Here is a 20599-nt window from a genome sequence, read left to right as displayed (position 1 = left end):
TCGATTTCACATTATCTTATGGGGGCAAAAGCGGTCATGCTGTCTATGAGAGTGCCGTTTCCGAGTCCATTGTTGGGGAAGAGGCTGGCAAAGTTACCTTGTTCACCATGTAGGGCCAGGTAGTTCAACACTACAGTTTCCACCAATAGATTGACGTTGTTGGCGGCGGGGCTTGAGGACGTTTCTACATCCCCGGAGGAACGCATATAACCCAGCTGTTGGTGTCTTGCCTGTTCGTCGGCACTGCCACCGAGTAATTGCGGGCGCCCCGCAGGGTTGTATACCAGGAAGAAAGAAGCAGCGGTTTGCTGATCGTCCCCGGTCCACACGCCCTTGCCACGACCTTCGACAGAGTCGTCGATCATTCCGTTGGAGAAAACCGAACCATCGCTGAAGACATAAATCATCAGCGGCTGGTTGCGACGTGCAGCATACTCCAGACAGGCGCCAATACAGCGGCCGGCACGCAGGTCGCGCATTTCACCGGTGGCGCGGTCGCCGGTATGGTAGTCGTAGCCGCCTATGGTGATAGTGCCGGCACCGGCATAGCCATCCACCACTAGTTTCATCGCTGAGGCGGTTTTGCGGAATTCCCCATCCCCACTCAGTTCAGCGCTGGTAAAAATACCGGAGGGACCGACAATATCCGGGTCGGCCTCGGGGTTTAGAACGGCGGGGTTACCGAAGCGGTCGGCCAGGTCGGCGCTCTTCATATAGCCGCAGCGAATCATTTCCTTGATAACTGCATCGGTTCCTACGCGAGTGTTTACCTTACTCAGCTTGGCATTAGAAATACGGTACATGGACTCCATGACTGCTACGGTATCGTCCTGGCTGAGCAGGCCCACCAGGTCGCCCACATCTACGAGGCCGGTAACATCAGAAGGCCTGTCCACTTTGGTGGGGCGAACTTCAGGGTTGATCATTGCCAATGGAGCCATGGAGTTACCACCGGAATCACTGGAGCGAGAGCCGATCAGGGCCAGTAGGGAACCATTGGCCCCGGCCTTGTTGATTCCGTACATGGGGTTATGGGGGTTATTGCCGGTATCGTTTTCCGAGCGCGCCGGGATCACCGCACCGTTGGTAGCAGTAGCAGTGCCGGAGCTCACTTTTTCCAAGATACCGCGCAATATGCCGCTGTCGCTATGGAAGGCGAGGCCCAGGTCGGTGTTGACAAAACCTGCACCCGCAGAGGGGATCATATCGCCCGGCAGGCCCTGTTTGTTGTAACCGGCCGTGCCAAGAAAATCCATTTGGCCACCTTGTTTGCCTACCAATACATTGGAGCCAGCGATATTGGCTCCACCGGCGAGGTCGAAACAGATAAAGGGGATTTTACCGGCGCCGAAAGCGCTTACATCACAAGGGCCACCGTTGCTCTTGCGCAGGCCTTCCAGATCGGAAGATAGAGCTGCATGGGCATTACGTGGATTGGCGAACATGCTGAATATCGAGCCGCCGAGGATGGTAGCCATGCCCGTACGAAAACCCTGGCCGAGAAAATCGCGTCGGCTTACTGGACGATGGTGGTCCGGATGCCGTAGGGGTTGGTCCAGCTCAAAATGTTTTTTCTTGCTCATAATCTTTGCGGATTTTTATCCGGGATGCCGGTAAATTATTTTTTGAATTTTTAGCAGATTGTTAAAATTTTTTTCAACAATCTTGTCTAGGCTGTGATTAATTTTCCCAGGTACGATGCTTAAAACCGTACCTGGGTGCCAGCCCGTTTTTTTAATCAGTGAATCAGGATCATAGCGCTGCCCATGGCAGCGGCGCATACCGCCTTGACCGTGGTTTCGGTGCGATCTGATGCACAGTTATTCCCGCAATCGGTCATAGTGTTAATGAGTCGATTCAACTCATCTTCCAACCCTTGTATTTCAAACTTTCCATCCTGATCTAAATCCTGGTCAAATAAAGGGGGTGCACTAGCGAGCTGTGAATGACTACCGTCGTGCCAGGTCATTTCGTGACCGAGTAAGTTCTGTTTCAGTGGATCGATAATTAGTGCTCGTTTACTAGCGCTGTCAAAAGCTGTATTAGCGGGAGCATTAAAATCAAAACCTGGGAAATAACTTCCGCGCGCATTGGAATCCACCAGGGTGCTGCAGTATTTCACGGCAAGTTGGGTGATACCCATTTGTTGTGCAGCCAGGAATCCGGTGATATCACTGGAGACAGGTAGCTGGCGCTTCACGGCTTCCCAGGTTTCCATCACATCCGGGTGGGCGCTGGAAATGCCGGTGGCGCGAGAGAGACTGGCGTTAATCTGCTCGAAGCGGCGCAGGCCAATACGCGGTTGGGCCTCCAGATCTGCTGGCTCCGGTGGTTCGGCAGGTGTGGGCTCTACACGAGTAAAGCTAGCGTTGCCGATACGCTCGAAAGTTAGGAAAAACTCATCTTCCAGGGGGCCTTTATCGAGGGTAATGATAGTGCCAAGCCTCGACAGCTTTTGGCCTTGCAGGGGCACGTAACTATCATCGATTTCGGCGGATAATTTAGCCCAAGACTGGCCCACTTCCGCTTCGCGACCATTAATACCGATACGCATGCCTTCGATCGCGATACCTTTCGGATCGACACTTTCATCCAGGCTGATAAAGGTAGGTTCACTGAACAGGTAGGCATAGTTGTCGAACTGCTGAACGGTAAACATTACATAGCTTTCAGTAATGCCGGTGTGTTCTTCAACTTTAAACAGCAGGAAGTATTTTTCTCCGACACCTACTTCATAGTTGGTGGCAATATCCTCGGCAGAGAGTGCGCGAGAGTGAATCGCCAGCATGCGGATAGAACCCTGCCAGCTATTTCCGTTACTCACTTCACTACCAACCGCTAGGGCAAAGGTGTCGTCCCAAGTGCTGAGTAGTCCCGCTTCGCTGGGGTCTATTTCTCCGGTATCGGCGCCGTTTACATAGAGTTTGCGCCCATTGATGGGGTCGTAGGTCGTGACCACATGTTGCAAGCTGGCTTGTACCAGTTGGTCTGCATCAACAGTCATTAGCGCTGGCATGCCGTCCGCATCAGTATTGTCACTGCGGTTCTGGAATGTGTAACTGTACTGCGCCTGGCCAAGGGTGAAGTTGCGAATATCGTCGCCGCCGGAATAGGTGATTAAACGCGCGGGACCTTCCTGGGTGACATTGGCCGGCGCGGCCCAAACCTCAATGGAGTATTCGCCGGTGGCTGTGAGGGTTTCGTATAACTTGCGACTCGTAGCCGTAGCGCCCTGGGCCTTACCCCCTTTCAGCTGTAAACCCCAGGACTCGATCCACTCCACATCGCCTGAAAGAGCTAAATCAATGGCTGGGTTTACCCCGGAGGTGTCATAGGCCGTGGTGCCGCTGCCGGTTTTGAATTCATACAGGGCGATCGCATTATTTTCTATGCGGCCTCCACTGCTGGCGACGATGCCATCGGTGAGAAGCAGGGCTTTACTAAGGACCCAATCTGGATTGACCTCAGTAGGAGCAATACTGTCGGCAAAGGCCTGGATGGCAGCTGTCATCTCCGTTTCGTTATCTGAGCAATCATCCCAGCAGTTGTGGAATTCACTACCCAGACGGACGGAGAAGCGTGAGTCCGCGGGGGTGTCCAGGTTCATTTTGCTTTTCGCCTCTTCGTAGGCGAGATCCAAATCGGAGCTGGCAAAATAAGGTTTTTGTGTGAGCGCGGCATCCTCACTGTGACAGTTGGCACAGTAGTTACGTAGTACCGGGTAAACGGTAGTACCGAAGTTACTACTGGAGACCGGGAAGCTCTTACTCGCACCCACATCGCGTTCAATAGGGGGAGTTAATGTGACGGTATTACTGAGGCCGCCGCTGGCTCGGGCCCACTCTTCAATATAATTGGTAATAATTTCAGCGCAGGCGTCGTCGCTGGAGAGCCAACAGTTGTGCCCACCACCTACTTTAGTCACCAGGCGAGATTCCTCTGGGAGGCTCAGATTTACTAATTCGCGACCAACATCGTAGGCTGCATTAATATCATCACCACGCACAAAATGGGGGCTCTGTGCGCCTTCTACGTGGCAGCTACCACAGCGATTTTGTTCGGCCAGATTATCCCAGATATAGCGCTTGTACTGTTTGACATCTTCGGTTTCCGGTGCAGGCCCTGAATAGCTGGCGCCATTATTGGATTGGTTGGTATTTGGCTGCTCTTCCGTATCCTGGCCACTGCCGCCACTACAAGCGGCAAGAAATGCGGCTGTGCACAGGAAGGTGAATATCTGCAGGCTCTTAAAAGTTTTCATTGTTATTAATCCCCCGCGCAATAAACTGCAGTGTCGGCGTATACCTGCTTCAGTTTGTAACCAGAGCTACTGAAGTTGTCCGTGATGGTTTCTATGCGAGCGCGATCACTGGCATCTTCGGGTTCACGTAAGCACACTTGGCGAAAAACTTTGGTGACTTGGCAGGTGGCGAAAGCGCGACTATTAGCGAATTCTTCACCGAGTGACTTTGCCCCGTTACCGCTACCGGGCAGAGCGTTGCTCCACCCCAGGTGAAGGTTGGGCCCTTCACGCCAGTAGTTATCCCAGCGATCGTCGGGTAGCTGATATCCGTGGGGAAAATTTGCCGCATTAATATGGTTTTTGGCTTTCACGCGACTGCCGGTTTCCGGGTCTGTATCTCCTGCGCCGTTATAGTCGAGGGCTCCGTTATTACCTTCCGGATCATTGTCCGCATCGTAGACATAATCGTAATAGGAGAATGCTTGAGCCATAGGGTCCATGCCGCTATGACAGCTGACGCAGTTGTTCTGGAATACCCGGCTATCCCCACCTGGGCTGCGACTCACATCTTGGCGAATTCGATCCGGTGGCCGAGTGCTGTCTTGCACTTGTTCCATATCCCGGCACATGTGGTTGAGCAGAGTAAAACGGAACATGGCTCGGTTGGTGCCAGCACTAAAAAAGGCTTTTGCTGCGGCGCGACTGGTAATCACCCCAGCGGTGGCGCTGGCAGGGAGTCCATTGAGGGATGACTGACTCTGTTGGGTGAGATTTTCTTTCAGGGAATAACCACCAGCTTCCAGAGCTTCGTAGTGATCATTATTACTGGTGCTGTAGCCTGGTAGCCCGGAAACATTCCCGGTATACAGAATGTTTGCCGATAGCAATTGGCGAAAATCCATATCGTCCCGCACCATGCCGATAACGGTTGCGCTGTAATCGTTCAATGGCGCAAACACATCCTGCTCTTCGTTAGTCCAGGGAGTGGCCAGATTTTTAAGGGTCACATTAAAGAAATCATCGTGTTGCATCGCTGTATAGGCAGCGCTGGCAGGATCGCCGTTAGCAATGTCCTCGGCCATATCCAGCAATACACTTTCAGAGGGAATAGTGCCGGTGATACGACTATGAATTTGCAGGGCCTGATCCTGTGGGGCAGCGAGTGCTGGAAGATTCCAAAGGCCGGCCCCAATTATTGCGCCTACCACTGTGAGCTGGATCTTACGCGCTCGGGACGAATTATTTTTCATTGGATTATTTTGTCGATGGGGTCAGTGGGGTATGTCAAGGCATACTAAAAGCGAATTTCGATAATGTCAGAATGACTTTTAATATTTGCGTCCCAGTTGGCAAACTTTTTGTGCGCAACTTGCGAGAATTACCCTCAGCGGTAATAACCGCGCACAGAATAATGAAGGGCCTTCAGCAAATATTACCGGCATATTGCTGGTGCCTATGCCGGGTGGATAAAAAATAATGAAATCTTTGCGTGCAGTGCCGCTACTGCTGTTGGTAGCTGCTTGTAGTGGCGGTGGTTCCTCAAGTGGTGGGGAGCAGGCGGAAGATCCGGTGGCAGTGGATTACCCTATTGCCTTCGTGCGTCGCCAGCTTATTAAGGGTGATGAAGGTACCCTGGAGCCAGACAGCGTATACAAACCCCAGGATTTTTTCGCTGGAGCCGAGCTGGTCCTTAAGGATCGGGCTACAGCAAGTGCTGCAGAGAAGGTAATTACCGCAGAAGTTTTTACCGGTGACTACGATGTTAAAGACCTGAATACCTCAGCAGATGGCCAGCGCCTGATATTCTCGATGCGCGCACCGGAATTGGAAGATGCTGATGACGATGAGCAGCCCACCTGGAATATCTGGTTATATGATCTTGAAACCAAAGAACTGAAAAGAGTCATACAATCCGACCTTGTTGCAGAGGAAGGGCAGGATGTTGCCCCGGCTTTCTTGCCAGATGGACGTATAGTTTTTTCTTCTAGTCGCCAACGCCGAGCGCGTGCTTTGTTACTGGATGATAATAAGCCTCAATTTTCTGCTCTGACAGATGATCAGGATGCCCCCGCTTTTGTATTACATGTGATGGAGGCGGATGGCAGTGATATTCGTCAGATCTCATTCAATCAAAGCCACGATCTCAATCCCACTGTACTGAATAATGGGCGTATCCTGTTTAATCGTTGGGATAATGCCGCCGGTGTAGATCGTTTAAGCCTCTATACCATCAAACCAGATGGTAGTGACCTGTCATTCCATTATGGTTACCACAGCCAGGAAACCGGAACCGAAAACTCTATTGCGACTTTCTCCAAACCGCGTGAAATGCCTGATGGACGTTTACTGGTAAACCTGCGTTCACCTGCGGGAGTAAGTTACGGCGGCGACCTAGTGGCTATCGATGGAATAAATTACAGCGAAGCCTACAGTGAGGCCGGCGGCGAGGGTGAGCTGGTTGGTCAGCACTCTATCTCCTTTGCTGAAGTCACCACTGATGGGACATTCTCATACCATGGCACATTCTCTGCAGCGTGGCCTTTCTACGATGGCACTAGCAGACTGCTCGTCTCCTGGAGTGAATGTCGTACTGTGGAGGAAGAAACGGAGCTACTGCGTCCTTGCCCGGAAACAATAGGGGAAGAAGAGGAGCCGGTTTTAGCTGATCCTCTTTTTGGCCTGTGGATCTATGATTACGAGGCCGGCACCCAATTGCCAATTATCGTCGCAGAAGAAGGCGAAATGATTTCTGAGGGTGTGGCCCTGGAGCCCCACACGGAGCCAACTTATATTCCCGACCCAATTCCTGGAATAGACGTAGATGGCGATCTAGTGCAGGAATCTGTGGGTATTTTGGATATCCGTAGCGTCTACGATTTTGATGGTGAGGATATAGCGGGAATAGAAACTCTCGCTGATCCTGCTATCACTACTGCCGATGAGCGTCCCGCGCGTTTCCTGCGTATCGTTAAAGCGGTGGCGATTCCAGACGATGATATTCTGGATTTTGATGGTTCGGCTTTTGGGCGCAACCGTCGACAGGGTATGCGTGAAATCCTGGGTTATACACCTATACAACCCGATGGTTCTGTACGAGTCAAAGTACCAGCTGATATTCCCTTCGCAATTTCAGTAGTGGATGCTGAGGGCAAGAGAATTTTTGAGCAGCACAATAACTGGCTGCAGTTGCGACCTGGCGAAGTACGTAGCTGTAATGGCTGTCACACTAGCGAGAGTGAAGTCGCGCATGGTCGCGAGGATATGCAGCTGGAATCTGCCTGGAAGGGAGCCCCGACTTCTGCAGCGCCCTTTGCCAATACCGAGCCCGCGCTGCAGGCAGAAATGGGTGAAACCATGGCGCAGTTATTGGCTCGGATTGTTGGAGAAGTTGGATTAAAAGGGGATATACACTTTTCTGATGTCTGGACCGATCCAGCAGTTCGCGCCAAAGATACTGATATATCCCTGACCTACGCCAATTTATTGACTGAAATCCCTGCGCCGCTGGTCTGTCTAGATAATTGGAATAGCAATTGTCGGAGTGTTATTCACTACGAACAGCATATTCAGCCAATCTGGGAGTTACCACGTCAGGTTGTGGATAACACCGGCACAGTGATTAGTGACAACACCTGTATAGCCTGTCACTCCCCAGTAGATGCCGCTGGCGCTACACGAGTCCCCGCTGCGCAACTGGATCTCACCGCCAGCGCATCCAATGCAAACGATGCTTGGTTTACCTCTTATGCCGAGCTACTGGTTGACAGTCCGATATTGGATCTTGTCGGCGGAATTTTAACTCCGCGGATGCGACAGGAGACGGATAACCAGGGCAATCCGGTGTTTGAAACCGATGAAGATGGCAATTTAATTCTCGATGCGAATGGTAATCCTATTCCGGTGATGGTTGTTGTAACCAGCTCTTCAGTTCTGGCTGAAAATGCGGCAGAAAGTACTTTTTTTCCAGTGTTCTCTCCCGGTGGTGCGCACGCGGGATTATTGCAACCAGCTGAATTGCGCCTGATTGCTGAGTGGTTGGATATCGGCGCCCAGTACTATAACGATCCTTTTGCTGCGCCGGCTGATTGATCTATGTCCATTATTAAAAAATATGTTTTAACGACCCTACTGTTGGGAACCAACTTGCTCTCTGCTTTGGTATTTGCAGATGGTGCCAACGCTACACAAGCCGTTGAGGGGGTAGAAGTTGAAGTGCAAACAGCTTTGGAGAATTTACCAGAGGGACGCCCAGCAGAAGAAGAAAAAGCGAACCGAATAAATCCCATTGTTATTGATGCTCAACCCGACATACCTGACGACGCTGAGCGGGTTACAGTGGGTAATGCATATATCAATATTTATCGAGGCCCCGGTCGTGGCTATCCGATTTTTCACGTAGCTGAATATGGCGAAAAAATCTGGTTGCTTAAGCGCCGTACCGATTGGGTAAAAGTGTTGGCACCGCGTAATAAAACCGGTTGGGTACGGATTTCGGATCTGCAGGAAATTTATGGCGAGGAAGGTGAGCTGGTGCGAGTTCCCCTACCAGATTTCAGGGACGTGGATGCAGGTTTCTTTTATCTGGGTTTCTCCTATGGCGATTTTGCCGGAGCCAACTCTTTGGGGACAACGCTCGGCTACCAATTTACCTCTAATTTAGCTACCGAATTGCGGGCTACTCAGGCTGTCGGCGAGTTTTCTGATAGCCAAGTGTATCAAATGGCAGTAGTACATCAGCCGTTCCCACACTGGCGAATGTCTCCTTATTTTCTACTTGGTGCTGGTCTGAATATCACATCGCCTAACGCAACTATTATCGCTACAGAAGATCGCCAGGATACAGTCATGCTGGCAGGCATAGGGATAAAAACCTATTTATCGCGCCGTTTTGCCCTTAAGGCGGAATACGCCAATCACTACCTGCTCACCTCGCGGGAAAATAATCAGGAGATAGTCGAGTGGAAACTTGGTTTCGACGTATATCTGTAGGCACTGCAACCCTATCCGCACTGTTTAGTGCCCAAGCCTGTGTTGCCCAGCAAGGTGAGGATATTATCGCAGATATTGTCGTTTCAGATTTGGAGCGTCGTGAGGTGCGTGATGCACTGATTGATAGTGAAAATATTGAGCTGGGTATTTTTGCCGGGGTTATTAATGTAGAAGACTTTGGCTCCAATGCACTTTATGGTACATCAGTTTCCTACCATATTACTGAAGATTTATTTATGGAGGGCACCTATGCGCAAACTGAGTTAGGTGAGTCCAGCTTTGAGCGTTTAAGTGGTGCTGCTCCTCTATTGACCGATGAGCAAAGGGAGCTGAGCTATTACAACTTCTCACTGGGCTGGAATATTTTTCAAGGAGAATATTTTATCTCGGATGACTGGGTATTCAACACTGACTTTTACTTGGTAAGTGGCGCCGGAAATACCTCTTTTGCAGATGAAGAACATTTTACCTACAACTTCGGTGTCGGGGTGCGTTTGTTGGCCAATGATTGGTTGGCATTACGTTTTGATGTGCGTGATCACGTATTTGAACACGAATTATTTGGCGAGGCACAAACCACCCACAACCTGTCTAGCCAATTAGGATTTACTGTATTTTTCTAATTATTTTAAAAATAGTCGATAAGGATTTTTAATATGTTACGGTTCGTTGTCTCATTTGTATTACTTGTATCGTCGATAGGAATTAGTGCTTCCGAACCTTCTAGAGATTTCACTCTGGCTTCTAATCAAGGAGCAAACCTGCGCCTGGCGGAACAGCGTGGTGAAGTGATTATGCTGAACTTCTGGGCATCCTGGTGTGGGCCCTGCCGGCAAGAAATGCCTTTACTGGATCAGTTACACGAGCGTTACTCTGCAGCTGGTTTTCAGGTTTGGGGGGTAAATGTGGATGCACATCGATCTGATGCTGAGAAATTATTGGGGAAAATACCGGTGGATTTCCCCATCTTGTTTGATAGCACCAGTGAGGTGAGCAAAATGTACGGTATTGATGCTATGCCGAGCACCGTTTTTATAGACAGAGATGGCAATGTCCGTCATATCCATAAAGGCTATCGCGACGGTGATGAGGCAGCCTATAAAAAGATTATCAAAGAATTAATCCGAGAGTAATAGTTATGTTGCGCTACTTGTTGCCGCTGTTGTCGGTATCGCTATTCAGTGGCTGCACAGTAACACCCTGGATTGCTCCTTACGAACGTCAATATCTGGCGGACCCAATTATGAGTTTTGAAAGAGATCCGGTTGCCGCCAGTTATATGAACCATGTCTATGAAGCTCGTGAAGCGGCCAGGGGAGCCGAAGGTGGTAGTGGAGGCGGATGTGGTTGTAACTAAATTGTTGCGCTATTGCCTCGCTTTAGGGGTATTTTTTCCGGCCTACGTTTCTGCTGCTGTGTTACCTGAGGAGCGGGCCGATAATATGTATCATGCCTATAGTGGTGGAGGCGTGACCATTGATGGCCCCTCGGTATTGATTCGCAAGAATATTGGTAGCAATGTCTCCTTCTCTGCAAATTACTATGTGGATATGATTTCCGGGGCCTCTATTGATGTGGAAGCAACTGCCAGTAAATACTCTGAACAGCGAGATCAATACTCTTTCGGTGCAGACTATTTGCTAGATAAAACAACCATTAGTGTGGGTTATACCAATAGTTCGGAAAATGACTATGAGGCAGAGACAGTTGCTTTTGGTATCAGCCAGGGATTTTTCGGTGATCTTAGCACCGTTGATCTACGTGTCAGCTATGGTAGCGACGATGTATATCGAAATGGCGACGATAATTTTGCTGATGAAGCGGAACATCGCCGCTACGCGTTCAGCTGGAACCAGATACTTACTCAAAAGTTGATTGCTGAGTTGAGTGTCGAGACGGTCTCCGATGAGGGATTTCTCAACAATCCCTACCGCAGCGTACGCTACTTGGACCCTGCATCTGGTACAGGTTTTAGTTACCAGGCTGAACTTTACCCAAGAACACGCAACAGTGATGCCGTGTCTATTCGGGCTAAATATCGGCTGCCCTACCGTGCATCAATAAAAGGTGAGTATCGTCGCTATGCGGATAGTTGGGGGATAAATGCGGATAATATTGAATTTCGTTATACCCATCCCTTGGAAGAGCAAGATGAGTGGATTCTAGAAGGCAAGATCCGCTATTACCAACAATCCAGCGCCGATTTTTATAGCGACTTATTTCCTTATCTGAATGCCACTAATTTCCGAGCGCGAGATAAGGAAATGAGTAATTTTACCACCCTGGCCTTTGGTTTGGGGATTTCCTATGAGTTGCCACAACGCTGGTCGCTATTCAACCAAAAGAACAGTATTAGTTTCTACTGGGATCATATTCTTTTTGACTATGAAGACTTCCTAGACGTAACGGTGCATGATGATGGCAGTGCCATAACACCTGGAAGCGAGCCAGCCTATAGTTTCTCTGCAAATGTTATCCGCCTTTTCTGGACGGTGCGAATTTGATAATCCCTTTCTTTCAATTGGATATCGATTGTTGAAACTCAGAACTCCTCTCAATAGGGAAGCATACTTCCCATTGAGAGTAGTGGTTGAAATTGAAAGCTAGAGAGGATTAATTCTCATCATTTCGATCAATATCATAATCCTTTATTACTTTGGCAACTCGTATCCGGTAGTGATCAAACAGCTTGTCTCTGCCCAGTTGTTGAGCATTCCGATGCTGGAACTGGCACTTCCAGGATCGTACGGCTTGCTCGTCCCGCCAAAAAGATAGCGAAAGAAGGTTATCTGGGTTGGTGAGGCTCTCGAACCTCTCCACAGAGATAAACCCATCAATCTGTTCGAGATACTCTCTCAGTTCCCGTGCTTTGGAAAAGTAGACCTCTTTGCTGTCCTTTTTAGGTTTAACTTCAAAGATTACTGCAATCAAGGCTCTAGCCTCCCTTCAAGTGTATATAAGTAGATGGGACAGCGGTGAGGAATGAGCGCTTTTCCCCAGAATAAATTGATGCCTTTGGGCAAATAAAAAATTGTTATGGCCATCTTCCGATGATTTTAGTCGTGCTCTATATTGCTCGTAACTTGCCAGACTATCGAAACTGATCAGTCCAACGGCACGATTATTTGTGCCTTCATGGGGTAGAAAATAGCCTAAGAGTTCGCCTCCGCACTCAGGGATAATTTTTCCCCAATTCACTGCATACTCTCTGAATTCATCCAGTTGATGGGGATTTATACGATACTCGATAAAACAGGTAATCGTCATAGGTTTTGCCTCTGTTTGGAATAAGTTGCATTCTATGGCTCGGCATTTTTTATGCTTCGATCTACAACGAACTATCTGGTGTGTGTATGGAGCCTGATATCTCCCTGGTGGCGGGTCTGATTGGTGATAAGACTCGCTCGAGAATGCTAATGGCACTGATGAGTGGCAAAGCCCTGACGGCAACCGAGTTGGCCTGTGAGGCTGATATTAGTGCTCAGACAGCGAGTACGCATTTATCCAAGCTCACCGAGGGTGGTTTACTGTTGGTGCGCAAACAGGGGCGCCATAAGTATTTTCAGTTGCGCGATCATCAGGTGGCGGAAATACTAGAGAAGCTACTCAACATAAGTAGTACGCTGGCGCAAAGAAGTGTTGATACTGGCCCTGCAAATCCGGACCTGAGAAAAGCTCGAATTTGTTACGATCACCTGGCCGGGAGCCTCGGTGTTGCCCTATATGATTCTTTAATGGCAGAAGGTGTCATCATCGAAGAGTCTCAGAGTGCGGAATTGACCGAAACAGGGAGGGGATTTTTCTCAAATCTAGGTGTTGATATTGAGGGGTTGAAAAATGCTCGGCTTCCATTGTGCAAGTCTTGTCTAGACTGGAGTGAGAGACGCAACCACCTGGCAGGCAGTCTGGGTCAATGGATATTAGAGGATGCGCTTAGCAAAAACTGGGCGCGGAGAAGATTGGATTCTCGCGTGATTGACTTCTCAAACGTCGGCCTTAAGAAATTCCTGCATAACTATCGAATATCATTTGAAATTTGTTGACGGGCGGTAAATGGGTGTATTACCCGCCTATTCATATAGGAATTTTATATTGCTTGAAAAATTGCTCTTTAAGTTCGCGTTTCATTTATTTTTTAAACTATTTTTCTGTTGGTGGTGACTTGTAGCGTGTAGGCAATCCAAATTAACGTGTAGGTTATTCCTATGACTAGAAGAGTTCCCAAAAAGTTAGCCTTTATTGGTTCCAGCTCCATCTATGGCCGAGGTGATACGGAGCTGGGAGGATTCGTTCAAAGGTTTCGTTTCCGTTTCGAATCTTTGAATCCCAAAAACTTAGTCTACGCATTGGGAATATTTGGTGAAAGTGTTGTATCGCTTACTCAGCGGGTTTCTGCGGAACTCTCTGTGAGAAGACCTCATTTAATAGGACTCTACCCCGGCTATAATGATATTTGCCGTATTGGTGGGGAAGAGTCAAAGAATACGGTAGCCTTGGATTTTTTTCGTCAAGCGATGTTGGAGCTACTGCAAGCATCCAGTAAAATCGCCCCCAGCTTTGTCATGACCGGCATCCCCTTTGATGAGCGGCGAACAACGCCCTATCGCGATAGTGATAGCTATTTCTTTCAAAAAGACGCACAGCTGTATAGCCAAGTGGTGAGAGAGGTGGCCTTGAGTGAGGGCACCCCCGTTCTGGATTTTGAAAGTTTATGGGGCTCACTGGAGATTATTCCGCTGCTTTCTGAAGATGGGCTCCATGCAAACCCCGTTGGGCATCAATTACTTTGTGAGCAGACCTGGGATTTTATTTCGAAAAATTATTTTTAGGCTATCTGCTTTGAATGGATGTGATTTATGACCTTATCAATCGTTCATATTTGATCGATATTTTATTTTTTGTTGCGAAATTTTCGCTACCGCCTAAGAATGTTGAGGAATTTTGATAAAGGGAAGTGTGAGGCGGAAAGATGGGAAATAATAACATCACCAGTAATTTGGAATCTTTGAAGGCTCTGTCTGAGGCAAGTCGATGTGCTGAGGAGTATATATCCAAAATACGCGAACGAAGAGTTAGTCCATCATCCTTGGAGTTGGCTGAGTTGGCAAGATTAAACTCTTCCCTGCCCCGCAAAGGGCAGGATGCGCAACAGGTGATTGCAGACCTCCATCATTACGCATCTCCCGCCACTGTGGCGAGTACCGGTGGTCGCTTTTTTGGTTTGGTGGTCGGAGGCTCTACTCCAGCGGCAATGGGGGCCTCTATTTTAAATGCGGCCTGGGATCAGGTAGCAGTACTCGAATCATCGGCACCATCGGCAATTTACTTGGAGCGCATTGCCGCTCAGTGGTTGTTGCAATTATTAGAGTTGCCGGAAGAAAGTAGTGTTGGATTTACCACTGGTTCCTCTATGGCGAACATGGTTTGTCTGGCTGCGGCGCGCAACCATCAATATGAGAAACTGGATATTGATCTGGCTAAAAAGGGAGTCGCCGGAGCACCGCCGCTGAGGATTATTGTATCTGAAGAATCCCATGTCACAGTGCATAAAGCCTTGTCGATTCTCGGAATTGGTACAGACCAATTGGTGAAAGCTCCCTGTGACCATCAGGGCCGGGTGCTTGTGGATTCTTTCCCCGCATTAGATGAAACCACCATCGTGTGTTTGCAGGCAGGCAATGTAAATTCCGGTCATTTTGATCCTTTTGAAGAAATCATTCCAAGGGCGAAGGCGGCTGGAGCCTGGGTACATGTGGATGGCGCTTTTGGCTTGTGGGCGGCGGCTTCACCTAGGCTGCGACACCTGACCGCGGCTGTGGCGTTGGCGGACTCCTGGGCGGTTGATGGGCACAAATGGCTGAATACCCCCTACGATTGTGGTGTTGCTATCTGTCGCGAGGCCGAGGCAGTGCACCGTGTTATGACTACACAGGCGCCTTATTTACAGGCTAATGTCCAGGTACCACCGAAAGATATGGTGCCTGAGTTTTCCCGCCGTGCCCGGGGCGTTGAGGTTTGGGCGGCGATTCAGGAGATGGGCTGTGAAGGTGTGGCTAATTTGGTGGAGCGTTGCTGCGACTTTGCCCGTCAGTTTGCTGATGGCCTGGCCAATTTGGGCTTTGAGATTCTTAATGAAGTGGTGCTGAATCAGGTGGTCGCCAGTATCAATGACGAATCCGCGTTGCAGCAGATTGTTGGTATTGTGCAGGAGGAGGGCGTGTGCTGGTTCGGTACGACTGTGTGGCAGGGGAGAATGGCGTTACGTCTCAGCATCTCTTCTTGGGCTACCACGGCGGAGGATATTACTTTGTCATTGGATTCTATCCGCCGGGCGATGGAACAGGTGCTTGAGGCTAAGTAATAAATTCGGCTTATAACCTGGCAGTTCCTGTGTACAAGGCCTGGCACTGTCGCAATACGCGATGGCAATAGCTACTAAGCCTCAGTAAAGCTGCTTATCTAATGGATTCAGAACTCCATTGCTGAATGCGGTCTATTCTTCTGGTTGGCCCACAGATTTTAATTGGGCAGAACGGGGTAAATGGACACAGGGAGCAAATGAGCGATTATCCTCGGGCCTTGGAAATTACCTTCGACTCAGTGCGTAATGTCGGCCTGGCTGCAGCCTTGCTGGGGGCTGCTGCGGTGATTATTCAGGCTCCCTCCCTTGCTTTTAATCTCACCTGGCTGGCCTATACCGAAGCGGCGCTACTGGCGGGATTATCTGCTGTATTACAGGTGTTAAATCTTGGTGCCTGGTTCCTAACCATGCGTCACCTGGGGTACAACCGGTTTTGGCTTATTCTGGCTGGTGGTCTCTTTATGATTTTATTGATGCACTTTTATGTGGCTGTCGCCTCGACCAGCCTCAAAGGGCTGACATTGACTTCGATAAAATAATGGTTTTTCTGATTACGCTGTCTTGTTAAACAATCAGTAAGGGCCAGGGAGGCCCTGTCGTGATTATGACATTCTGGATTGTCCTTATACTTCTGCTGATTTTTATCTGGTTGCTGGGAATCGCGTTTTTCAGTCCTAATCTGAGCCGCAACGAATTATCTCGTTTTTCCTACAACCAGTTGGCTTTTACCGATGGTTTCTCGGTGAACTACCGGGAAGTAGGCAGGGAGGGGCGCCCACTGCTTTTATGCTTTCACGGTGGTGGAGACTCCTTGGGCGGCTGGGGGGAGTGGGCAAAAGTTTTGGCTAGGGATTACCATCTAATACTGGTGGACCTTCCTGGCCACGGTCTCACAGATCCCTTGCCGGGGGGAACTTATACCCCGAAGCACCTGGCAGATTTCATCGCGCGATTTATTGAGACAATGGGATTGCAGAGGTTTGTTCTAGTTGGTCACTCCTTTGGAGGCAATGCGGTACTGCGCTACTTGATTGAACATCCCGATGCTGCTGAGGCCGCAATCCTGATTGCACCGGGCGGTTATCAATGTGACAAGGGGTTGAAAATGCCTCCCGTAATGGCGCGTTTCGTACTCAGTTACTGGGGGCGACGCTTTGTTTCTCACCTGGGTAGCCGTGGGCTGCTGAGAAAAATGTTAAGGGCCCGTTTTTTCTACAATCCAAATGCGCTGCCGGAAAAAATGGTAGAGCGTATTTACCTGCTCTCTCGCTATAAGAAAAATCGTGGCACGGCTATTAATCTTGTCGCTAATGCCACAGTTAATTTTCAGCCGCTTTTAGGACTTGAAAATATCCAGACTCCAGTTTTATTTCTCTGGGGAGCAGAAGATCGAATTATTCCTCTGGAGGTAGGCGAATATTTTTCTCATCAAATACCGAATAGTAAGTTGATCGCCTACGAAAAAGTCGGACATATGACGCATGTGGAACACGCGAAGGGCAGTGTTCGCGATGCAAAGAAATTTCTTAAAAATCTGCAACTGCAATAAATAAAAAAAGGCCGCAGAGCGGCCAGGTTTGGGGGATAAAATTAAGGCCGGTTGGCACTAATACTATTTGACCAGGTCATAGTCGCCCAGCTCGGGCACGGCTTGATGTACTTGTGTTTCCAGTTGGTCGATGGACTGCATAGAGGCGCAAAGTTGCTCGGCAGTTTGCTCAATCTGTTCTGAACGCTGTTCCAATAACTGCTCTGCCTGTTCGGTAGCGCGCTCCTCTATACTCTGTCCGCCGGTGAAGGCAGCCTTGAGAGCGTGCCAGGCGATAGTACCCGCGGCATCCTTGGCCAGGCGTTCGATACGGGGTTCAAACTCTTTGGAGATTGTCTCATCTATAAAGTTGCCAATCTCAGTATCGCCGAGATAGTAAATTTCCCCCTCACGATTGAGGCGATCCTCGGTACGCTGGATTAAATCCGCAGAGAATTGTTTAAGCTCCTGGTTCTCTGGGTGATCCGGGCCCGCGAGAGCACTGATAGCGATAGACAATCCGTCCATGGCGATATCAACGGCTTCCAGTGTAACTAAAAGGGTGTCGCGGCCGGCGATGTGTAGTTTTTGGCGATACTCCTGCAACAATTGTTGTTGTTGGGCATCCAGAGTTATCTGGCTTCCATTTACCAGTAGCTGTGCCGGTGAATGGAAGTACACCAATTGTTGCTTATCCCCATCCTCGTGCACTTCGAAGAAGTCGGGCCCCACTTTTACTGTGTAGTCGAGAGTTGACTCACAGTTGTCGGTATCGATATGAATGGACCCGTGTGCCATTGCCTGTCCTGCTCCACCAAAACCAATTAGTGTTGAAATCGCAAGTGGTTTCCACATAGTTGAATCTCTGTTTTTGTGCCTTTCCCCTTCAGACGAGATGGGAAGTGCAAATGGATGCAGAAGGTAAGAAAATTTTTTAGCCTGTTTTTTGTACAGATTGGGGTTGCTCTAAATGCTACCCTTGGCCGCAATCCAGATGTGGTCAGGGTACCGCTGGGTATTGGCTTTTAATAATTAAAAATTGGGGGACGGCAAATGTCATTCAGCAGGCATTTGATGGCTCTGTGCCTGGTGCTATTAAGCACAGTAGCTCAAGCCGAGGGTATCGCCGAGTATACGGCGGATATGCGTAAATACAGTGGGTATCACAATTTCTACTGGGATGAGGATAGCGGCCGAGTGCTGTTGCAGATCGATACGTTTGAGCGTGAGCTGCTGCTCCTCACCGGTTTGGCTCAGGGGCTGGGGTCTAATCCTGTGGGCTTGGACCGCAATCAGGTGGGTGAGAGCCGTTTGGTGAAGTTCCAGCGTGTAGGCAACAAGGTACTCTTACACCAGGTAAACGCTCACTACCGCGCTGAGTCTGAAAATCTGGCAGAGCGCCTTGCGGTAGAAGAGGCTTTTGCCTCTTCAGTGCTCTGGGGATTTGAAGTTTTAGCACAAAATGATGGTGCTACATTGGTGGACTTCACCCCCTTCTTGCTTAGTGATCAGCACGGCATTGGGGCTCGCCTGAAACAGGCGGAGCAGGGCAGTTATTCTGTGGATAAATCCAAGTCCGCGATCTTTTTACCACGCACTAAGAATTTCCCCAAGAACAGCGAGTTTGAGGCTCAGTTGACCTTTTCTGGTAGCAAACCCGGTAAATATTTGCGCGAGGTGGTGCCAACCCCGACTCTGGTTTCCCTGCGCCAGCATATCTCCTTGATCGAACTTCCCGATCGAGAGTACCAGCCGCGAGTGTTCCACAGTCGCAGTGGTTATTTTCCTTTCACTTTCCGCGATTACGCCTCGGCAATCGACCAACCTCTAGACCAGCGTTTTATCTACCGGCACCGTCTAGAGAAAAAACCGGGTAGTGATGAAGTGGTTGAGCCAATTGTCTACTATGTGGATTCAGGCGTACCAGAACCGGTACGCAGTGCGTTGGTAGAGGGGGCCAGCTGGTGGAACCAGGCTTTTACCGCAGCCGGTTATAAGGATGCCTTCCGTGTGGAAATCCTGCCGGAAAACGCGGACCCCCTAGATGTGCGCTACAACGTAATCAACTGGGTGCACCGTTCCACGCGCGGCTGGTCTTATGGTTACTCTGTGTTTGACCCCCGTACCGGCGAAATCCTAAAGGGTAATGTGACTCTTGGTTCCCTGCGTGTGCGTCAGGACTTCCTGATCGCCCAGGGTTTGCTCCAACCATATACCGACGAATCTGCTGATACTGCGGCCTTACAGGCTATGGCGCTGGCTCGTATTCGCCAGCTATCAGCCCATGAAGTGGGACACACACTGGGCCTTGCCCATAACTTTGCCGCGAGTGCAGCGGAGCGCGCTTCGGTAATGGATTATCCGGCGCCACTGGTTTCTTTACTGGGCACGGAGTTGGATTTCTCCAAGGCTTATGCCACAGGTATCGGCGCCTGGGATAAGCTGGCAATTCGCTATGGCTACGGTAATGGCGAGGAGGAGCAATCCTATCTGGATAGGATCATTGCCGAGGCAGGGGAACAAAAACTGCGTTTTATCTCCGATCCGGATTCCCGCGTGATCAACAATGCTCATGCTTCCTCTCACTTATGGGATAACGGCAAGGACCCCCTGGAGGAATTCAGCCGTCTGACAGAGTTGCGCCGCCACGCCTTGGAGAATTTTTCCCGTGCGGCAAATCCTAAATCTGCACCTCGTTCCGATCTGGAGGAGACGCTGGTACCGGTTTATTACGGGCATCGCTATCAGGCGGAAGCGGTGGGTAAGTTGATCGGTGGGTTGGATTACGATTACTTATATAACGGTGCTGAGCAGAATAGCTACACACTCGTGCCCGCCGAGCGTCAGCAGCAAGCCATAGATATGCTAGTGGGAACCTTATCACCAGAATTTCTGGTCTTGCCGGAACAGGTTCTACAGCTGATTCCCCCTAAGTCTTATGGTTATGAACGGACCAGGGAGAGTTTTCCCTCCCATACCGGCGTAGCGTTTGATGCAGTGGCCTTGGCCGAGGCCGCAGCGGGTCATACCCTGTCGATTCTATTGGACCCGCAGCGGGCAGCGCGTATGGATCAGCAAAACGCGCGCAGTAGTGAGATTCCTGCTTTCGACAGCTTATTGGGGCGACTCACTACGTTAGCTTTGCATGATGCACCGTATTCGGGTTTGCAGGCGGCGATTCACCAGCGCGCCAATCATGTATATATCCAGCATCTGATGCTGCTCGCCAGTGACCGCACCGCTGCAGAATCGGTAAGGGCTAAGGCGCAGTTGCAGCTGGCCAAATTCCAAGTGGCACTTGGGCAGAAGAAGTTATTTGGTGAAGATACCCAGGGATACAACGCACATTATTATTTCCAGGCTAAGCGTATTGAGTCATTCATGCGCGGCGAGCTGGAAGTCAAGGCCGAGGATATCAAGGCGATGCCACCGGGATCACCAATTTGAGTCCTGTCTAGGTAATGTTAAACATTGAGCT

General features: G+C 49.7%; 18 protein-coding genes. 12 read left to right on the top strand and 6 right to left on the bottom strand.

The genetic code is table 11. The annotated features are described in order from the left end of the window. Positions 1–11 precede the first annotated feature (11 nt). The 3 genes from ACJJID_RS16055 to ACJJID_RS16045 all read right to left on the bottom strand — a co-directional run bounded on the left by ACJJID_RS16055 (position 12) and on the right by ACJJID_RS16045 (position 5493). The gene (locus ACJJID_RS16055; protein WP_444920347.1) at positions 12–1583 is read right to left on the bottom strand and encodes a hypothetical protein; all 1572 of its coding nucleotides are present in this window, start codon (positions 1581–1583) and stop codon (positions 12–14) included. Positions 1584–1738: 155 nt separating this feature from the next. Then, positions 1739–4261 carry a LamG domain-containing protein gene (locus ACJJID_RS16050; RefSeq protein WP_444920346.1) on the bottom strand — a complete coding sequence of 841 codons (2523 nt, stop codon included), beginning with the start codon at positions 4259–4261 and terminating at the stop codon, positions 1739–1741. 5 nt (positions 4262–4266) lie between these two features. Then, entirely contained in the window at positions 4267–5493 is a 1227-nt protein-coding gene (locus tag ACJJID_RS16045; protein ID WP_444920345.1) for a hypothetical protein, read from the bottom strand. 226 nt (positions 5494–5719) lie between these two features. Between ACJJID_RS16045 and ACJJID_RS16040 the strand changes: the two genes are divergently transcribed. Genes ACJJID_RS16040 through ACJJID_RS16015 form a run of 6 tightly spaced genes read left to right on the top strand, consistent with a single transcriptional unit; the run spans position 5720 to position 11736 of the window. Then, complete coding sequence (locus ACJJID_RS16040; protein WP_444920344.1) at positions 5720–8332, top strand: HzsA-related protein; 2613 nt, start codon at positions 5720–5722, stop codon at positions 8330–8332. A gap of 3 nt (positions 8333–8335) precedes the next feature. Next, positions 8336–9232, top strand: coding sequence for an SH3 domain-containing protein (locus ACJJID_RS16035; protein ID WP_444920343.1), 897 nt, complete (start codon positions 8336–8338; stop codon positions 9230–9232). Then, entirely contained in the window at positions 9202–9855 is a 654-nt protein-coding gene (locus ACJJID_RS16030; RefSeq protein WP_444920342.1) for an outer membrane beta-barrel domain-containing protein, read from the top strand. The genes ACJJID_RS16035 and ACJJID_RS16030 overlap by 31 nt, the downstream gene beginning before the upstream one ends. Positions 9856–9888: 33 nt before the next feature. After that, the gene (locus tag ACJJID_RS16025; protein WP_444920341.1) at positions 9889–10365 is read left to right on the top strand and encodes a TlpA family protein disulfide reductase; all 477 of its coding nucleotides are present in this window, start codon (positions 9889–9891) and stop codon (positions 10363–10365) included. A gap of 5 nt (positions 10366–10370) precedes the next feature. Next, positions 10371–10589 carry a DUF4266 domain-containing protein gene (locus ACJJID_RS16020; RefSeq protein ID WP_152455513.1) on the top strand — a complete coding sequence of 73 codons (219 nt, stop codon included), beginning with the start codon at positions 10371–10373 and terminating at the stop codon, positions 10587–10589. Further along, on the top strand, positions 10576–11736 hold the full coding sequence (locus tag ACJJID_RS16015; protein ID WP_444920340.1) for a DUF3570 domain-containing protein: 1161 nt from the start codon (positions 10576–10578) through the stop codon (positions 11734–11736). The genes ACJJID_RS16020 and ACJJID_RS16015 overlap by 14 nt, the downstream gene beginning before the upstream one ends. 109 nt (positions 11737–11845) lie before the next feature. Here the strand turns inward: ACJJID_RS16015 and ACJJID_RS16010 are convergent, their stop codons facing one another. After that, positions 11846–12163 (bottom strand): antibiotic biosynthesis monooxygenase family protein, encoded by a 318-nt coding sequence (locus ACJJID_RS16010; RefSeq protein WP_444920339.1) that lies wholly within the window; start codon positions 12161–12163, stop codon positions 11846–11848. Between the two features lie 15 nt (positions 12164–12178). After that, on the bottom strand, positions 12179–12499 hold the full coding sequence (locus ACJJID_RS16005; protein ID WP_444920338.1) for an NIPSNAP family protein: 321 nt from the start codon (positions 12497–12499) through the stop codon (positions 12179–12181). Positions 12500–12585: 86 nt separating this feature from the next. Between ACJJID_RS16005 and ACJJID_RS16000 the strand changes: the two genes are divergently transcribed. From ACJJID_RS16000 to ACJJID_RS15980, 5 genes are all read left to right on the top strand, one after another. Then, a complete protein-coding gene (locus ACJJID_RS16000; RefSeq protein ID WP_444920337.1) occupies positions 12586–13275 on the top strand; it encodes an ArsR/SmtB family transcription factor in 690 nt (229 codons plus the stop codon). A 162-nt stretch (positions 13276–13437) separates the two neighbouring features. After that, positions 13438–14061 carry a GDSL-type esterase/lipase family protein gene (locus ACJJID_RS15995; RefSeq protein WP_444920336.1) on the top strand — a complete coding sequence of 208 codons (624 nt, stop codon included), beginning with the start codon at positions 13438–13440 and terminating at the stop codon, positions 14059–14061. Positions 14062–14333: 272 nt separating this feature from the next. Then, positions 14334–15593: a pyridoxal phosphate-dependent decarboxylase family protein gene (locus ACJJID_RS15990; RefSeq protein WP_444920335.1), complete on the top strand. Its 1260-nt coding sequence runs from the start codon at positions 14334–14336 to the stop codon at positions 15591–15593. Between the two features lie 197 nt (positions 15594–15790). Beyond that, entirely contained in the window at positions 15791–16132 is a 342-nt protein-coding gene (locus tag ACJJID_RS15985) for a hypothetical protein (RefSeq protein WP_444920334.1), read from the top strand. Positions 16133–16197: 65 nt separating this feature from the next. After that, positions 16198–17142, top strand: coding sequence for an alpha/beta fold hydrolase (locus ACJJID_RS15980; protein WP_444922645.1), 945 nt, complete (start codon positions 16198–16200; stop codon positions 17140–17142). A gap of 63 nt (positions 17143–17205) precedes the next feature. Here ACJJID_RS15980 and ACJJID_RS15975 read toward each other — a convergent pair whose 3' ends face one another. Further along, positions 17206–17919 (bottom strand): DUF2884 family protein, encoded by a 714-nt coding sequence (locus tag ACJJID_RS15975; RefSeq protein ID WP_444920333.1) that lies wholly within the window; start codon positions 17917–17919, stop codon positions 17206–17208. A 255-nt stretch (positions 17920–18174) separates the two neighbouring features. Between ACJJID_RS15975 and ACJJID_RS15970 the strand changes: the two genes are divergently transcribed. Beyond that, complete coding sequence (locus ACJJID_RS15970; RefSeq protein ID WP_444920332.1) at positions 18175–20568, top strand: zinc-dependent metalloprotease; 2394 nt, start codon at positions 18175–18177, stop codon at positions 20566–20568. The last annotated feature ends 31 nt before the right edge of the window (positions 20569–20599 follow it).

Source organism: Microbulbifer sp. CnH-101-G, assembly GCF_052466775.1.
Note: the sequence above shows the minus strand (reverse complement) of the source record. Positions and strands in the feature narration are given on the sequence as shown.

Bases quoted from the DNA above. Each gene is read 5' to 3' on its own strand.
- ACJJID_RS15980 (WP_444922645.1), top strand. From the start codon at position 16,198: ATGACATTCTGGATTGTCCTTATACTTCTGCTGATTTTTATCTGGTTG.
- ACJJID_RS16050 (WP_444920346.1), bottom strand. From the start codon at position 4,261: ATGAAAACTTTTAAGAGCCTGCAGATATTCACCTTCCTGTGCACAGCC.
- ACJJID_RS15975 (WP_444920333.1), bottom strand. From the start codon at position 17,919: ATGGCACACGGGTCCATTCATATCGATACCGACAACTGTGAGTCAACT.
- ACJJID_RS16045 (WP_444920345.1), bottom strand. From the start codon at position 5,493: ATGAAAAATAATTCGTCCCGAGCGCGTAAGATCCAGCTCACAGTGGTA.
- ACJJID_RS16000 (WP_444920337.1), top strand. From the start codon at position 12,586: ATGGAGCCTGATATCTCCCTGGTGGCGGGTCTGATTGGTGATAAGACT.
- ACJJID_RS16020 (WP_152455513.1), top strand. From the start codon at position 10,371: ATGTTGCGCTACTTGTTGCCGCTGTTGTCGGTATCGCTATTCAGTGGC.
- ACJJID_RS16035 (WP_444920343.1), top strand. From the start codon at position 8,336: ATGTCCATTATTAAAAAATATGTTTTAACGACCCTACTGTTGGGAACC.
- ACJJID_RS16040 (WP_444920344.1), top strand. From the start codon at position 5,720: ATGAAATCTTTGCGTGCAGTGCCGCTACTGCTGTTGGTAGCTGCTTGT.
- ACJJID_RS16025 (WP_444920341.1), top strand. From the start codon at position 9,889: ATGTTACGGTTCGTTGTCTCATTTGTATTACTTGTATCGTCGATAGGA.
- ACJJID_RS15970 (WP_444920332.1), top strand. From the start codon at position 18,175: ATGTCATTCAGCAGGCATTTGATGGCTCTGTGCCTGGTGCTATTAAGC.
- ACJJID_RS16055 (WP_444920347.1), bottom strand. From the start codon at position 1,583: ATGAGCAAGAAAAAACATTTTGAGCTGGACCAACCCCTACGGCATCCG.
- ACJJID_RS15985 (WP_444920334.1), top strand. From the start codon at position 15,791: ATGAGCGATTATCCTCGGGCCTTGGAAATTACCTTCGACTCAGTGCGT.
- ACJJID_RS15995 (WP_444920336.1), top strand. From the start codon at position 13,438: ATGACTAGAAGAGTTCCCAAAAAGTTAGCCTTTATTGGTTCCAGCTCC.
- ACJJID_RS16005 (WP_444920338.1), bottom strand. From the start codon at position 12,499: ATGACGATTACCTGTTTTATCGAGTATCGTATAAATCCCCATCAACTG.